Raw genomic sequence first — 14,957 nt, 5'->3', positions numbered from 1 at the left:
CGAGGCAGCGCTGATCTCGATGAACCCCGACGCTGTTTCCGAGGACCGCGACACCATCACCGACCTGGTGGAAAACGTCACCATCACCGCAGAAACTGCCGGACATTCCACCTTGGATGCGGTTGTCCCCGCCCACTATGGGGTGTTCTTCACAACGCAGATCAATGCGCTGATCGAGGAACGCACCTGCCGCAAGGACCCGCGCCGCGTGGGGTCACTGCGGGTGATCGCCCTCGGGGAGATCACCGGTGTGCCCGGCGCGCACCTCGACTGCGAATGCGGACAAGATGATTGCCCGAAACGAGGTGGCAGCACAGACAGCAATGGGTCGGCCGAAACTCCCGCTGACGCCGAGGATGCGGCAGCGTGGGTCGACCTGTTGCCCGAACCCGCCGATGCCGACGCTCCCGAACTCGATCGGGTGGAGCCGGTCGCCGAACCCGAGATCCCCGACCCCCTGGACGAGCCGATCCCGGATGAGGTGCCCGTGGCATTCGGGCGGGCGCTGGTGGTGCCCGGCGCACCTGTGTTGACGGTGTTGAAGGACCCGGACGGGATTCTCGTGCCCCGGTTGCAGGGATACGGGCCGATCGACCCCGACTACGCGACCACCCTCGCCGACGTAGTGAAAACCATCCACTACCCCGAATCCGCCCGTGCCGCTGGACCACTCATCCCGCAGATCTCCGACCGGCCGCAGGCGCCACCGGCGGATCCGACCGGACACGGTGGTCACACCGTGCCACCACCTGGGGCATTAACGTATGCACCCAGCGCGACATTGCGCGCTGAGGTGCTGGCCAATGATGCCTGGTGCCGGTTTCCGTTCTGCGGGATGCCGTCACACCTGTGCGACCTCGACCACTGGCGACCCTTCAACCACACCGACCCCGAAGCCGGAGGCTGGACGGTGCTCGGCGACCTGATCCCACTGTGCCGGGCCGATCACCAACGCAAACACCTCGCCGACTGGGTGCCGACGCTCTACACCGACCGACGGGTGGAGTGGCGGATCCGACGGACCGGGCAGGTGATCGTCACGTATCCGCGGTGACGGTCGCTTTTGCTGTGGGGTGGAACCAGCTGTGGTGCAACGGGTCTCGAGGCTCCTCGCTTGCGCTCGTCGCACCTCGACCACCAAGAAAAGGCGTCTCGACCACCAGGAAAGGCGCCTCGACCACCGCCGGCTACGGCGCCACCGACAGCCAGTCGGCGAAGCCGGACGGGTCGTGGCGACCGAGAGCGCCGTGCTCGAACAGGCCCCAGCCCTCTCGGGTGGTGCCGTCGGCTTCGCGGCAGGTCGCGGTGCCGACGTGGTCGATCATCCCGAACGGAATGCGGCCGGCGACAGCGGGATCGGCCAGATCGTAGGTCACCCGCTCGGTGAAGCCCTCACCCTTCCACAGGCCGTGCGTCCAGTCGGGGTCACCGCCGTACCCGCCGCCGACGTGGAGCGGTGTGGCCAGCAACGACCTGACCTCAAGCGTGACCGTGCCGCCCGCGGAGTCGGTCATCTCGATCGAGGCGCCGGTGGGAATCCTTGTGCCCGAGCGGTAGTGGGCGGTGACGCGCGGCCAACCGAGTTGCTCGACGCGACCGTCCTTCCAGACGCGACTACAGTCGTTGAGGGTTCGGAATCCGTCGGGGTTCTCCTGGACGATGAGGACAAGGGCGAAGTCGTCGAACGCCATCGGGATGTAGTTCCACCACATCCCTTCGAACGGCGGGTCGGCCGGACGTCCCGCGGGTTCGGCCTCGCCGACGGGACGGATACCCCACGAGCGGTCACGCGACCCGAGCCACGTCGCCGGATCGACGGTGATCTCCTCACCGTCGATCACCAGCTGTCCACGCCACGTGCCGAGTTGTGCGAAACGCTGGGCGTCCAACGTGATCCGCCGACCGGTGCGCATCACGTGCGGCATTTCCTGCAACGCGTCGAACAGTCCGGTGAAGGTGAGATCGGCAGAAATGCCGCCGGTCTCGTCGAGGACGATACGCAGCGAGCGCAGAGGTTCGCTGACCTCGACACGATAGTTGCCGACATGCTGATTGAGGCGGTCGTCGTCGATCGCGTCGGACAGGTGTACCGCAGTGTGGGCGCCGCCGCGACTGATGAGGACGAACGCATCCTTGACGCCGAGGTTCGGGTAGTACCCGATGCCGGTGATGAGGAAGATCTCGCCCGTGCGGTCGTGCGCATTGAAATAGGAGCGGTCGTAGAAGTTCCGGTCGGAGCTACCCGGCCATGCGATCGGTTGGGGGAGTTGATGAATGGGGAATTCGTCGGTGGGTCCGAGCATTACGGTCCTTCCTCGAGGAGACGTTCCAGCAGGGTACGGTGATAGAAGAGTTCGGCGTCGACGTCGGCGGGCCGGGTGATCTCGCCGAAATGCACGCGTCGGGCGCCGGCGCGCATGAACACACAGCACCAGATCACGCCGGCGAACACCGAGAACCACCGCAGGTCACCGAGTTCGACTCCGGTCAATTCTCGATAGGTGTCGCGGACGTCGTTCTCCCGCAGGAAATGTGGCATACCGGGCAGCGCGGCGAGTCCGCAGAGCTCCTGGAAGACCTGGTGCGCGAAGATCATCCACGACACGTCGAGCTCGCGTGGTCCGAGGGTGGCCATCTCCCAGTCGAGGATCGCCGCGGGGGTGAAGTCCTGGTAGATCACGTTGCCGATCCGCGCATCACCCCAGATGAGTACCGAATCCGACGCGGCGACGTTGTCGGGGAAGTGGTCCTCGAGCCACGGCAGCGCCCGATCGACCAGCGGGGACCGGCCGATCGTCGTCGACGACTCGTACCACTGCGCCAGCCAGGTGAGGCGGCTGCGCAGGTCAGAGTCCGCGGCCGGTTGGCCCTCTCGTAGGAATCCGAATCTCGTCGACGCCTCGGGGATCGAGTGCAGCCGCGCCACCAGTTCGACCGTCGAATCCTGCAGGGCACGTTGGTGTTCCACAGGTGCATCGAAGAGCCAGTTGTCGCCGAAGGTGTAGGGCATGACGTCGGGTGGGACGAGCCCGTCGATGCGATCCATCAGGAAGAAGGGCGACCCCAACAGCGCGCCCGTCGGCTCGAGCCACCGCATCCGGGGGATCGGCAGGCCGGTGGACTCCGCGGCGAGTCGCATCGTCTCGTATTGGTGATCGAGCCGGTAGGTGTCGAAGACGGGGATGTCCTCGGGTCGCGGCGCCATGCGCATCACCCACCGCTCGTCGGTCGGTGAACCCCCGTCGGGCCAATGCGCATCGACCATGATCGTCTCCGACGACATGCCGTTCGCGTCGACACCGGCATCGATGTGCAGCTGGGGTGTACCGCGAGGTGAGTCCCCGCGGCTGCCGATCCAGTTGGCGAGGATGAGCGGAACCTCGGAGGTGTCGCGTGCCGACCGCTGTAACGGGTCGACGTGGGTGTCGACCGTCGGGGTGTGACCGCTGTGTGGGGGCGCCGTGTCGGACATCGGTGATTCCTTCCTCATTCCGCTACGCTCGGTAGCGTTATGACAGCAGAGGACGCGAGCGCCCGCAGCGGAATCCGGAAAACCGCCGGACGGCCCCGTGACGACAGCATCGATACCGCGGTACTCGACGCGGCACGTGAACTGCTGGCCGAGACCGGATATGCAGGGGTGACGGTCGCCGCGGTTGCGCATCGTGCAGGCACCACCAAGACCGCGATCTATCGGCGATGGGAGTCCAAGCCGCACCTGGTACACGACGCCACGTTCGGCCGGTTCACCACGTTGGTGCCGCAGAGCGGACGGATCTCCGAGGATGTGGCACAGATGGTCGAGGAGGTGTGCGCGGTGTTCGGCAGTCCCGTGACGCGGGCGGCGCTACCGGGCCTGATCGCCGATATGGCCGCCGATCCGGCGGTGCATCAGCGAGTGCTCGCGGGCTTCGCCGGAGTCTTCGGCGGCGTCGCCGAACGCCTCATGGACGCGCGCGAACGTGGAGAACTGCGCGTCGACGTGGACCCGACGATCTTCGTCGAAATGCTCGGTGGCGCAGCCATTCTGCACACCCTCATGCATCGCGAGGACGGTCTCGACGAGGCATGGGGTGCGCAGATGTTGGCGGCGCTGTCGGCGATCGTCGTCGACGAGCCACCGGCGCAGTGAGCAGCCTCAGCGTTTGGTGACGTCGACGGGCTCGCTCGGCCCGACCCCGGTTCCGCCCATCGACCCCGCGATCCGCTGGGCCCACTTGTAGAGCCCGAGGATGAGCAGGATGAAGAACACGATGCCGAGCCACTTGGCGTAATTCTCGAAGGAGTCGCCGACCACCCCGAGCACGCCATCGTCCCCGGAGGCGGCGACGATCGCCGCATAGACCACACCGAACAGACTCTCGCCGACGATCAGACCGGTGGCCATGAGCACTCCGATCCGCTTCTTCTGCTCGACGTCGCCGCCCTTACGGTCGGCCCACTTGTTGTAGAACACACCGAGGATCGCGCCGACCGGGATGATCAGCGTCAACGACATCGGCAGGTACATGCCCATACCGACGGCCAGCGGAGGCAACCGCAATCGCCCGGTCGTCCGCCCGAGCACCTCGTCGACGATGATGACGCCGATCCCGATGAGCGCGCCGATGCCGAGCAGACCCCAGTCCAGCGACCCGCCGAGCACGCCCTTGGCAAGGGTGGACAGCAGTTGCGCCTGCGGCGCCGACAGGGCGTCCTCGCCGGCGCCGGGCATACCGGCGAAGCCGAACGAATCGTTCATCAGCCCGAGGATCGGCGGGATGACCGCCGACCCGAACAGCACGCCGATGATGAGTGCGACCTGCTGTTTCCACGGTGTGGCACCGACCAGTTGACCGGTCTTGAGGTCTTGCAGGTTGTCGTTGGAGATGGTGGCCACGCCGAAGACGATCGCCGATGCGAACAACGTGTACGCGATCAGTGCGTCGGTTTGGTCGCCGGTCGCGGTGCCATAGACGACCTTGATCAGCACCGCGGCGATGATCACCACGAGGATGCCGACACCGGAGATCGGGCTGTTCGACGACCCGATCAGTCCGGCCATGTAGCCACAGACCGCCGCGACCACCAGGCCGATGATGGCGACGAACACGATGGTGACGGTGATGATGCCGCCGGCCGACCCGACGAGCGGCATCGACGACGAGCCGGCTTTCGCGGTGTGGACGAAATCCCACAGCAGCAGCCCGATGGGGATGAGCATCACCAGCACGGTGCCGCCGACGTAGGGGAACGGGATGTCGCGCTCGGTGATGTCGACGGCGACCCCGGCGCGGCGTGAGCGCGCGGAGGTGAGCGCGCCGGAGATACCGGTGATGATCGGCCGCATGATCTTGAGGAGAGTCCACACGGCGGCGACGGCGATGGTCCCCGCGCCGATGAGCCGGACGTCGGAGGAGAAAACGGTGTCGATGGTGTCGCCGATGGCGCCGGTCGCGGCCGTGAAATCGCCCCACGAGTAGATCGGCATCAGGATGAAGAACGAGATGACCAGACCCACGAGCATCGCGATACCGACGGTCAGGCCCACCAGATGGCCGACGCCGATCAGGGCCAGCGACAGGCTCGCGCCGAACATGCTTCCGCCACTGCCGATCCGGTAGACCGCCGACACGGAGTCGGTGAAGATCCGCATCTTCGCCAGCAGGGCGAACAGAGCCGAACCGACCGAACCGATGATGATCGCCTTGAGGCCGGCCCGGTTGCTCTCCACGCCCTCGGAGGTCTCGCCGACCTTCAAGACCTCAGCTGCGGCAACACCTTCCGGGTAGGGCAGGTCCGAGCCGGTGACCAGCGCCCGACGCAGCGGAATCGAATACATGACGCCGAGGATGCCGCCGACCGCGCAGACCGCGAGGGTGATCCAGTACGGGAACCCGGTCCACCATCCGATCATCACCAGACCGGGGATGACGAAGATGATCGCCGACAAGGTACCCGCGGCCGACGCGATCGTCTGCACGATGTTGTTCTCGACGATGGAGTGATGGGAGAAGAAGCGCAGCACCGCCATCGAGATCACCGCGGCCGGGATGGCCGTGGCGAAGGTCAGGCCCACCTTGAGGCCCAGGTAGACGTTGGCCGCGGTGAACACCAGCGTGATCAGGCCGCCGAGAATCACGCCGCGCACGGTCAATTCGCGAAGCCCTGCGGTGGGCGGTGGGGCCACCACGGTCGGAGCATCGGACATGGTGGTCTCTCCTTCGCTCGGGGTCTGTCACACCATAAGCCCGGCGCCCGGCGTGGCGGGCGACCTCGGGACCGAGACGTGTCCGCCGGAACCCGTGCGTCACCTACGGTGGAGACATGCCCAGAACCATTGCCACCGCCACCGATGTCGAGAAGGCCGAGCTCGAAGAGTTCCTGCGGCCGCGCCACAAGATGTTGCTGCTCACCACCCGGGACTCGGGCGCCCCGCAGATCTCGCCGGTCAGCGGCGGCGTCGACGACCAGGGGCGCATCGTGATCGCCACCTATCCGGGACGCGCGAAAACCACCAACGCCAAGAAGCGCCCGCAGGTCAGCGTGTGCGTCATCTCCGACGAGTGGAACGGGCCGTGGGTGCAGGTCGACGGCACCGCGGAGGTCCTCGACATGCCCGACGCCGAGGACGGTCTCGTCGACTACTTCCGGTCGATCTCCGGTGAGCACCCCGATTGGGATGAATACCGTGCAGCGATGCGACTGCAGAACAAGTCGCTGATCCGGGTCACGCCCACGTCGTGGGGGCCGATCGCCACCGGCGGGTTCCCGGCGGACGTCGCCGCCGCGCTCGACGCCAAAGACGCCTGACTCAGACGCTCTCGGCGATCGCCTGCTCGAGGATCTCGAGGCCGAGCACGAGTTCGGCGTCGGATGCGGTGAGTGGCGGAGCGATCCGGAACGTGCCGCCCATACCCGGTAGCTGCACCACATTCATGTGCAGCCCGAGCTCGAAGCACCGACGGGTCACCGCGGCGCCCAGCCGGTCGGCGCCGGCGTCGGGGTCGCCGGGCTCGACGAGTTCGAGTCCCTGCAGCAGCCCGCGCCCGCGGATGTCGCCGACGACGGCATGGCGACGAGCGATGTCGCGCAAGCCCTCCCGCAACAGTTTTCCGGCGGCGGTGGCGCGCTCGTCGAGCCGATCACGTTCCAGCACATCGAGAACGGTGTTGCCGACGGCGGCGACCAGCGGGTCGGAGACATGGGTGGTGAAGAACAAGAACCCACGGTCGTGGGCGGTCTGCTCGATCTCCGCCGAGGTGATGGTCGCCGCGAGCGGCAGTCCGGCGCCCAGCGTCTTGGACAGGGTGAGGATGTCGGGGACCACGCCGTCGCGCTGGAAGGCATACCAGTCACCGGTGCGGCACAACCCGGTCTGCGCCTCGTCGAGGATGAGGAGCATGCCGCGCTCACGGCATTTGCGTTGCAGCGCAGCCAGATAGCCCGGCGGCAGATCGATGACACCGCCGGAGGAGAGGATCGGCTCGACGATGCACGCGGCCAGCGAGCCGACCGACTGGGCGTCGATGAGCCCGAAACCGAAGTCCAGCTGTCGTTCCCAATCCAGGGTGCCGTCGGTACGGGTGAAATCGGGACGGAACGCGTCCGGGGTGGGCAGCGCGTAGTTCCCCGGTGACACCGGACCGTAACCGCCACGACCGGCGCTGTAGGTCGCTGCCGCGGCCGCATGCGTCATGCCGTGCCACGACCGCGCGAACGACACGATCTCGTGCTTGCCGGTGACGAGTTTGGCGAGTCGGATCGCAGCTTCGTTCGACTCGGCGCCGGTGGTCAACAGCAGCACCTTCTCCAGCGGTGCGGGCAACGAATCGGCCAGTCGCGCCGCGAGTTCGAGGACCGGCTCGGAGAGCATCCCGCTGAACAGGTGATCGAGCGTTGCGACCTGCCGCGACACCGTCGCCACGATCTCGGGATGCGAGTGCCCCAGGATCGCCGACATCTGCCCAGAGGTGAAATCGAGGATGCGCCGGCCCTCGGCCGTGTAGACGAAGCTGCCCTCCGCGCGGGCGATCAACTCGGGCGAGAAACTGCCGCCGTAGCGAATCAGGTGCCGGGCGGGATCGCGCGGGGTGGGGTCGTGCGGAGTGGGGTCGTGCACCGTGTTCATGCGTTGACGGTAGTGGGTGGCGCCTGCGGTTGCGTGGAGAGGTTGGATGGAGTGCCGCGATACTTGCGGCACTCCACCGGTTCCGGTGGCGTGGAATGTCAGGCCGGCACTTTGTCGAGGAATCCACGGACGTCGTGGATCCTGTCCTGCTCATCGAGGACTATCACGTCGAAACCGACAACCACCGGTTCTGATCCGGCCGGCCCGAGCCCCCATTGGAATCGCAGTTGCCGATGGTGCGCGTCCACGTCGCTGAGTCTGGAGAACACGAATTCGGGGAACTGTTCGTGCACACCGTCGATCACAGCGCTCACGCCGGCGTGACCGCTGACTTCCGCGAGCGGATCAACGTAAGAGACCGACGGCGACCAGACGGCGGCAAGGAGATCCGCCCGGTCGTTCCCGGTGGCGTTCCACGTTTGCAGGTACTTCTCTGCGATGTCGTTCATCATTCTTCCTTCCTTGCGGGAATAGGTTTCCCTCAAAGAGTTTGACGATGACCGATGCGTGTGGCCATGACCTCGGAGGTCATGGCCCACCGGACGCGCGCCGTCTACTCTTTCGTGCATGGCCGCGACACCCATGAACGCCGACAGCGCGGGTGCCATGCTCCGGATCTGGCGAGAGCGCCGCAGGCTCAGCCAGCAGGAACTGTCGAACCGTTCCGGTGTGTCCAGTCGACATGTGAGCCGGGTGGAGACAGGCAAGGCGCGCCCCAGTGTCGACCTGCTCCTCCATCTGGCCGAACAATTGGACCTACCACTTCGAGAGCGCAATCGAGTACTTCTTGCCGGCGGGTACGCGCCCCGGTACGAGGCCCGTGATCGGGATGACGCTTCGGTCGCGGCCGTGATGGATGGCTTACGCGGTCTGCTCGATGCCCATCGCCCCTATCCTGCACTCATTCTGGACGGCTATTGGAACATCATCGACGCCAACGATGCGACGGAAAGTCTACTGGCAGGATGTGCACCCGAACTCCTCGAGCCGCCGGTAAATGTGCTGCGTGTGTGCCTGCACCCCGACGGGATGTCCACCCGCATCCGCAATCTCAGCACCTGGGCCGGCCATCTGTACCGACAGGTCACCCACCGGGCGAATCGCACACACGATCCCCGCCATCTCGAGCTTGCCGACGACATCGTGTCGAACGTTCCAGAGGTGCTCAGCGCGCCACCAGGAGCCGGGCCCGTTCTCACTCTCGAACTCGATTCCGCCGAAGGGATTCTGCGGTTCTTCAGCGCCTCGACCCAGTTGGAGACGGCGACCGACGTCTCCCTGGAGGAACTGCATCTCGAAACATTTCTCCCGGCAGACCAGCAAACCAGGGACCTCTTCTCGAAGTGCGAGCCGCAAGGGCGCACGACCACCACTCAGTCGGTCGGGCGCAAGCCCATCTCCTCGGAGGTGCGTGGTTTGACGTTGCCCAGGAACACCGCGAGGTAGAGCCACCACACGATCACCGGAACGAGGACGGTCAGGGGCAGCGCCGAATCCGGGATGACCCAGACGTCGAAGACCGCGGCGATCGCCCCCGAGAGGACCGCGGCGGGAGCTGCGTAGGTGTAGACCTGGGCCGCCGAGGTCCACCCCCACAGTGAGCACGCGACGAGGACGGCGCTGCACACCGCGGCGAGCACCGCGGTGTAGATCGGGGCGCTCGGCGGGGTGGCGTCACCCCAGAACGCGGTGACGACGATCGCGACGATGAACACCACTGCGACGACGAGGGGAACCCGCCGGCGCAGTCGTCGGCCCAATCCTTCGACGACCGGCGGGTTGTATGCCAGTGCGGGAGGCACTTTCGTGCAACGGACGGTGAGTGTGATCGCCCCACCGGCGACGAGTACCCACACGATGAGCAACGGCTCGATCTGGTAGCGCGTCACCACGCGTTCACCGGTGAGGACGCCGGTGATCACCGCGGCAGCGATACAGCCGACACCCACCGCGGCGGTCCACTGACGCCACTTGCGTGTCTTCTCCTCCGCGAAGTGCAGGGCACCGAGCCAGGACTCGTGTGGGCCGCCGGTGACGGTTTGTTCCAGCCGGCGATTCATGTTGCGCCACTTGCTGTCTGCGGCAAGGGAACGTAGGACCAACAGTCCGCCGATGATGACGGTGAGAAACGAGACGGTGTACCAGAGCGCCGGCCCCGTCTCGGAATCGCCCGGCAGGAGAAAGGACGTCAGGAGGGTCGCCGCCAGCGCGATCAGCAGGCGCAGCGGGTCGACGATCAACCCCAACAGGACCGGGATGACGCGCAACAGTGCGACACCGATGATCACGACGGACTTCTTGACCGGGCTCGGAAAGATCGACGCCGGTTGCAACGCCCGGATCACCAGACCGGAGGCGCGCGAGACGAGACCCACGCGATACGACGACGGGAGGTCGGTGATCGCACCGAGGCCCCGCGCGGGAATCGCTTGGGCGTCGGGGTCTTCGGCGACGATCTCTTTCTGAAGTCTCTTCTTGTAGTACCGCCGCGCGTCCTGCCGGGTCTTCTGCTCGGCGTCGGCACGCGGATCGTCCGGCAGGAGGAGATCGACGATGCCCGAGGCGGCATTGACTCGGCCCCAACGCCAGTCGCTCGCGCGCCACCGCCAGTCGAGGAAGCCGGCGAAACGAGCCAAGGGTGTGCCGCAGAGTTTGTCCTCGGCACGTTCGAGACCATCGATCTTGGCCATCCACTCCGACAACTGTTGCGGATCGATGGCGTCGATCGCGGTGTCGTGCTTGAGCCATGCCTCCAACTGGGTCGCGACGGCGTCGGCGCGAAGGGCTTTGAGGTAGTCGGAGTCGGCGGTGGCCGGCGGTTCGTCACCGGTGATCTGGTGGTAGCGGATGACCGACTGGGTGTCGGGTCCGCCCGAGGCGGCGATGAGTCGCACGATGTTGTAGCACGTGTACGTGCCGTTCGTGGAAAAGTTCTGTGCCAGAGCGCGATACAGGGATTCATTCCAGAACTCCTCGTCGGCCTCGGCGGAGATCGTCACGAGGGCTGCCAGGTGTTCGTCGAGGTGGCCCCAGAGCGTGGTGAGGAGTGCCGAGGAGTCGGCGCCGGAGGTGAATCCGATCCCACTCGCTGTCATCGACGGCGACAGGGCACTGTAGAAGGCCGCGTCGTCGACGCTGTTGCCCTGTTTCAGCGCACAGTTCACCTCGGTGCTGATGGTCAGGCGGCCCTGCGCGGCGATACCGTCGACGAGCGCATCGGTCCATCGCTCCGGGGTCGCGGCCACCGACGCCAGCGCGGTGTCGACGGTGAGATGGCGGGCTTGTAGAAGCACGGCGCCGCAGCGATACAGCGAGGGCTTGAGCGCGCTCGCCGCGTCCTTCCCGGCGCCCTCGAGCGCACGTGCCCAGGCGATCAGGAATTGTGTCGCGTCGATGGCGGCGGTGACGTCCCCACGGGTCATCACCGACTGGGCCTGCGAGTCGGAGCCAGCTGCGGTCGAGCCGGGGGTGACCCTCGTGTAAGCCTGGGCGAGTGCGTCTTTGATGCGCAGGCTGATCAGTGGTTCGATGGGTGTGCGTGGCTCGGCCGGGAACGGCGGGGTGAACAGCATTGTGTGTGGTGCGGTGAGGATCTCGCTGTAATGCTGTGCGTCGGAACCGATCCGGGACTGGATGTAGCGGCTCACCGGAATGCTCGGCAGAGGGCCCTTGGCGGTTCCCAACCATGCGGCGAGTTCTTCGGTGCGTCCGCGCAGCGCGAGCACGCTGTCGTTGTGTTCGCGGATGTAGGTGATCTCGTCCTCGGCCGACTCCTGCCGGCTCTTCATCGACATGCCGGAGCGAATGACGTTGAGCCAGCGCGACAATTGGGCGGTTTGCTTGGCGAGCACTCGTCGCTGCGCATTGTCCGTCGCCGGCACCGGGATGGGTTCGGGTTGCGCGGGCGGTTGTGGGTCGAGGTACATCAGCACGCGCTCGGTGGGCGCCGACGCGGGGGCGCGTTGGATGGCGCGGATCGCACGGTCGATCGGGATGTTGTCGAAGACCCCACCGTCGATGACGAGAAAAGGTGCGTCGCCGGACACCGTGGTGCCGACCGCCGTGTCGCCACCCGTGGCAGCGCGAGCGAACGGAAACACTCTGTCCATGTTGGGTTTTCCGCCGCTGTTCGGCGCGATCTCCTCGGGAGAGTCGATCGAATACACCGTCGCCGGTTCGAAGGCGCCCGGAAACGACGATGTCGATCGGATCGCCAGTGCCATGGCCTGCCGAGCGACCTCGGCGGCGGACTCGTCGTCGCCCAATCCGGGAATGGTCGAGTACGCCGAGCTCAACCCACCGGGCCGGCGGGTGAAGGAGAAACCGCCGCGGCCGGTGGTCACCTGCTTGTCCGGGTCGGGGAGCAGGGTGGCGGCGAGTTCAACGCTCAGTGCTTGCGGCGGCTGCCGTTTCGACAGTCTCGGAGCGGCGGCGATCCTATTCACCGCTGTGACGGCCAGAGTCAGGAATCGCCCGTCGCCGGACAACACGGAGTCGACGGCGCGAAAGCCCGACCAGCGATCCGCTGCGGCGTTGTCGGACGGGCTGCGCAGCAGATCCCAGAGACCACCGTCGTTTTCCCACGTGCTGCGCACGATCGAGTCGGTGACCACCCCATAGCTCTGCGCAAGTGCGAAGAGCACCGCGTTGAGCCCACCCGCGCTGGCTCCGGCGAGGATGTCGAACTCGACACCCTTGTAGTGGGCCTCGCCGAGCAACTCACGATAGATCTTTGCGCGGCCCGAGGTGTCAGGGGTGTCATCGGTGGCCCGCCGCAACAGATCCAACTCCGCGATCACCCCGCCGATCCATACCGCCATGCTCACCCCGCCACGCATGGCGAGCGCCACGCGCAGGGTGCGGGTAGGAGTCTGACTCGTGCTGGTGTCCGGTGACATCGTCGCGGTCTTCCGCCGGGGTCATCGCCCGACGCGACAACACTGATGCCTATTCAACCGCAGTCCGGACCGAATCGGACAGCATGGCGTCCCCGGCGTCTGCGAATCGATATACGCGACGCCGGGGCGCTGCTCAGGCGTCGGCGGTCCTCAGGCGTCGGCGGTGCTGCGACCGAACTCCACGACGAGTGCGGAGTTGAAGGCGGCCAGATCGTCCGGCTTGCGGCTGGTGATGAGGGTGTTGGGCCCGTTGCGATCCACCACCACCTCTTCGTCCACCCAGTTGCCGCCGGCATTGGCGATGTCGGTCTTCACACTCGGCCACGAGGTGATCGAGCGACCCCGGACCACATCGGCTTCGACGAGGGTCCACGGTGCGTGGCAGATCGCGGCGACCGGCTTGCCGGCGTCGAAGAAGCCCTTGATGAAGTCGACCGCGGACTCGACGGTGCGCAGGTAGTCCGGGTTGGCCACCCCACCGGGCAACACGAGCGCATCGAAGTCGTCGGGGGTGACGGTGTCGGTGGTGGCGTCGACGTCGAAGGTGTCGGCCTTGTCGAGATGCTCGAACGCCTGCACCGTTCCGCTGTCGGTGGACACCAATCTCGGCGTGCCGCCGACCTCTTCGACCGCCCGCCACGGTTCGGTGAGCTCGACCTGCTCGATGCCCTCGGGTGCGACGAGAAATGCGACGGTGATTCCCTTGAGTTCTTCAGCCATGGTGCTGCTCCTTTCGCGTCTGTTCTCTCCCCCCGGTCGTCGTGGATACCCCGTCACCGGCCTGTCCAAACCCTGTCGTGTCAACCCTTCAATAGGCTTGCGCTTGTACTGTCGGGCACATGACCACCACCTCGGACGTCGCCGTCATCGGCGCGGGCATCGTCGGACTGTCGGCGGCACACGCGTTACGTTCCCGTGGGTACTCGGTGACGGTCTTCGAGTCCGGAACGCCCGGTTCGGGACAGTCGGCGGGAGTATCGCGAATCTTCCGGCACGCGCACGACGATCCGCGGATGGTGGCACTCGCGGTCCGGGCACGACGGCAGTGGCGCGACTGGGAGGACACCTTCGGTGTGCGACTCGTCAGCGACGACGGCGCGCTCGCGCTCGGACCGACCGCCGTGCGACGGCTGGCCCTCCTCGAGGATCATGCCGACATCGGGGCGCGACTCGTCGATCGTGACGAACTGGCCTCGCTGCTACCGATACTCGGCGCCTACAACGGCGGAGCGGTATTCGACCCGAATGGCGGGTCGATCGACACCCGAACGGCGATTGCGCGTCTGGCGGACGAGGCACGAGAGGCAACGACCGGGGCCGGGCTGATCGCCGAGCAGGCGATCACGGTGCGCGACCGTCCGGCAGGAGTTGAGATACGCACCCCGACAACGGTATCCACGCACGGCGCGGTGGTGGTGGCAGCCGGACGCGGCACCGCTGCCCTGGCCCGCGCGTTCTCGGTGGCGATACCGGTCGAACTCGGTGCGCATGTCCGGGTGTCGTTCGCCCTGCGCGAGGTTCCCGACCGGCTGCCGACACTGCAGGACGGCAGCGGAGCGTTCGGGGTGTCGGGCGTGTATGCCGCGGCCTATCCCGACCGCTCCGCGTTCGGGCTCGGTCTCTCCGATTCGGTTGTCGCCCATGATGACGGAGCCATCGACGACGCCGACGCCCTGGCCCGCTCGGCCGACAACGCGATCGCCTACGCTTCCCGAGCGCTTCCCGGGCTCGTACACGAACCGATCGGCATCGTGCACTGCTGGGTCACACGTCTGCCCTGGGGTGACGACGGGGTGGCGATCTGGAAGTCGGGCAACGCCTACGTGATTGCCGGACACAATCTCTTCAAACACGCACCGGTCCTCGGCGAGGCGCTCGCCGAGTCGGTGGTCGCCGGGACGGTTGCCGAGCCGTTTCGGCCCGAGGATCGGCTGGGTGCGGCAGACTGA

At 66.5% G+C, this 14,957-nt stretch carries 12 protein-coding genes; 5 read left to right on the top strand and 7 right to left on the bottom strand.

Annotated elements, in window-relative coordinates; genetic code table 11:
* The coding region (locus GOPIP_RS20735) for an HNH endonuclease signature motif containing protein (protein ID WP_006371749.1) at positions 1-1,054 on the top strand (1,054 nt) is incomplete at its 5' end.
* Positions 1,055-1,187: 133 nt separating this feature from the next.
* Here GOPIP_RS20735 and GOPIP_RS20730 read toward each other — a convergent pair.
* Positions 1,188-2,303, bottom strand: a complete 1,116-nt coding sequence (locus GOPIP_RS20730) for an Rv3169 family protein (protein ID WP_006371748.1) — start codon at positions 2,301-2,303, stop codon at positions 1,188-1,190.
* Positions 2,303-3,472: a phosphotransferase family protein gene (locus GOPIP_RS20725; protein WP_006371747.1), complete on the bottom strand. Its 1,170-nt coding sequence runs from the start codon at positions 3,470-3,472 to the stop codon at positions 2,303-2,305. Before GOPIP_RS20725 ends, GOPIP_RS20730 begins: the two co-directional genes overlap by 1 nt.
* Before the next feature lie 39 nt (positions 3,473-3,511).
* On the opposite strand from GOPIP_RS20725, the gene GOPIP_RS20720 reads away from it, so the two are divergent.
* Positions 3,512-4,132 (top strand): TetR/AcrR family transcriptional regulator, encoded by a 621-nt coding sequence (locus GOPIP_RS20720; protein ID WP_006371746.1) that lies wholly within the window; start codon positions 3,512-3,514, stop codon positions 4,130-4,132.
* Between the two features lie 6 nt (positions 4,133-4,138).
* On the opposite strand, the gene GOPIP_RS20715 is transcribed toward GOPIP_RS20720, so the two are convergent.
* Positions 4,139-6,190 (bottom strand): OPT family oligopeptide transporter, encoded by a 2,052-nt coding sequence (locus GOPIP_RS20715; protein ID WP_006371745.1) that lies wholly within the window; start codon positions 6,188-6,190, stop codon positions 4,139-4,141.
* 116 nt (positions 6,191-6,306) lie between these two features.
* Between GOPIP_RS20715 and GOPIP_RS20710 the strand changes: the two genes are divergently transcribed.
* Complete coding sequence (locus GOPIP_RS20710; protein ID WP_006371744.1) at positions 6,307-6,792, top strand: PPOX class F420-dependent oxidoreductase; 486 nt, start codon at positions 6,307-6,309, stop codon at positions 6,790-6,792.
* Between the two features lies 1 nt (position 6,793).
* Here GOPIP_RS20710 and GOPIP_RS20705 read toward each other — a convergent pair whose 3' ends face one another.
* Together GOPIP_RS20705 and GOPIP_RS20700 are read right to left on the bottom strand one after the other, a co-directional pair.
* The gene (locus GOPIP_RS20705; RefSeq protein WP_035728526.1) at positions 6,794-8,110 is read right to left on the bottom strand and encodes an aspartate aminotransferase family protein; all 1,317 of its coding nucleotides are present in this window, start codon (positions 8,108-8,110) and stop codon (positions 6,794-6,796) included.
* Positions 8,111-8,208: 98 nt separating this feature from the next.
* Positions 8,209-8,562 (bottom strand): nuclear transport factor 2 family protein, encoded by a 354-nt coding sequence (locus GOPIP_RS20700; protein WP_014361930.1) that lies wholly within the window; start codon positions 8,560-8,562, stop codon positions 8,209-8,211.
* Between the two features lie 115 nt (positions 8,563-8,677).
* Here GOPIP_RS20700 and GOPIP_RS20695 point away from each other — a divergent pair, with 115 nt between their 5' ends.
* Positions 8,678-9,556: a helix-turn-helix domain-containing protein gene (locus GOPIP_RS20695; RefSeq protein ID WP_244421187.1), complete on the top strand. Its 879-nt coding sequence runs from the start codon at positions 8,678-8,680 to the stop codon at positions 9,554-9,556.
* Here the strand turns inward: GOPIP_RS20695 and GOPIP_RS20690 are convergent.
* Together GOPIP_RS20690 and GOPIP_RS20685 are read right to left on the bottom strand one after the other, a co-directional pair.
* Entirely contained in the window at positions 9,484-13,008 is a 3,525-nt protein-coding gene (locus tag GOPIP_RS20690; RefSeq protein ID WP_006371740.1) for a DUF3376 domain-containing protein, read from the bottom strand. The two genes, GOPIP_RS20695 and GOPIP_RS20690, sit on opposite strands and share 73 nt — an antisense overlap.
* Before the next feature lie 150 nt (positions 13,009-13,158).
* A complete protein-coding gene (locus tag GOPIP_RS20685) occupies positions 13,159-13,728 on the bottom strand; it encodes a type 1 glutamine amidotransferase domain-containing protein (protein WP_006371739.1) in 570 nt (189 codons plus the stop codon).
* Positions 13,729-13,847: 119 nt separating this feature from the next.
* On the opposite strand from GOPIP_RS20685, the gene GOPIP_RS20680 reads away from it, so the two are divergent.
* Entirely contained in the window at positions 13,848-14,957 is a 1,110-nt protein-coding gene (locus tag GOPIP_RS20680) for an NAD(P)/FAD-dependent oxidoreductase (protein WP_006371738.1), read from the top strand.

It is taken from the genome of Gordonia polyisoprenivorans NBRC 16320 = JCM 10675, assembly GCF_000241325.1.
In the GTDB taxonomy this organism is placed as follows: domain Bacteria; phylum Actinomycetota; class Actinomycetes; order Mycobacteriales; family Mycobacteriaceae; genus Gordonia; species Gordonia polyisoprenivorans.
This window is presented reverse-complemented; position numbering and strand designations above follow the sequence as displayed.

Bases quoted from the DNA above. Each gene is read 5' to 3' on its own strand.
- GOPIP_RS20710 (WP_006371744.1), top strand. From the start codon at position 6,307: ATGCCCAGAACCATTGCCACCGCCACCGATGTCGAGAAGGCCGAGCTC.
- GOPIP_RS20715 (WP_006371745.1), bottom strand. From the start codon at position 6,190: ATGTCCGATGCTCCGACCGTGGTGGCCCCACCGCCCACCGCAGGGCTT.
- GOPIP_RS20680 (WP_006371738.1), top strand. From the start codon at position 13,848: ATGACCACCACCTCGGACGTCGCCGTCATCGGCGCGGGCATCGTCGGA.
- GOPIP_RS20695 (WP_244421187.1), top strand. From the start codon at position 8,678: ATGGCCGCGACACCCATGAACGCCGACAGCGCGGGTGCCATGCTCCGG.
- GOPIP_RS20730 (WP_006371748.1), bottom strand. From the start codon at position 2,303: ATGCTCGGACCCACCGACGAATTCCCCATTCATCAACTCCCCCAACCG.
- GOPIP_RS20725 (WP_006371747.1), bottom strand. From the start codon at position 3,472: ATGTCCGACACGGCGCCCCCACACAGCGGTCACACCCCGACGGTCGAC.
- GOPIP_RS20700 (WP_014361930.1), bottom strand. From the start codon at position 8,562: ATGATGAACGACATCGCAGAGAAGTACCTGCAAACGTGGAACGCCACC.
- GOPIP_RS20690 (WP_006371740.1), bottom strand. From the start codon at position 13,008: ATGTCACCGGACACCAGCACGAGTCAGACTCCTACCCGCACCCTGCGC.
- GOPIP_RS20720 (WP_006371746.1), top strand. From the start codon at position 3,512: ATGACAGCAGAGGACGCGAGCGCCCGCAGCGGAATCCGGAAAACCGCC.
- GOPIP_RS20705 (WP_035728526.1), bottom strand. From the start codon at position 8,110: ATGAACACGGTGCACGACCCCACTCCGCACGACCCCACCCCGCGCGAT.
- GOPIP_RS20685 (WP_006371739.1), bottom strand. From the start codon at position 13,728: ATGGCTGAAGAACTCAAGGGAATCACCGTCGCATTTCTCGTCGCACCC.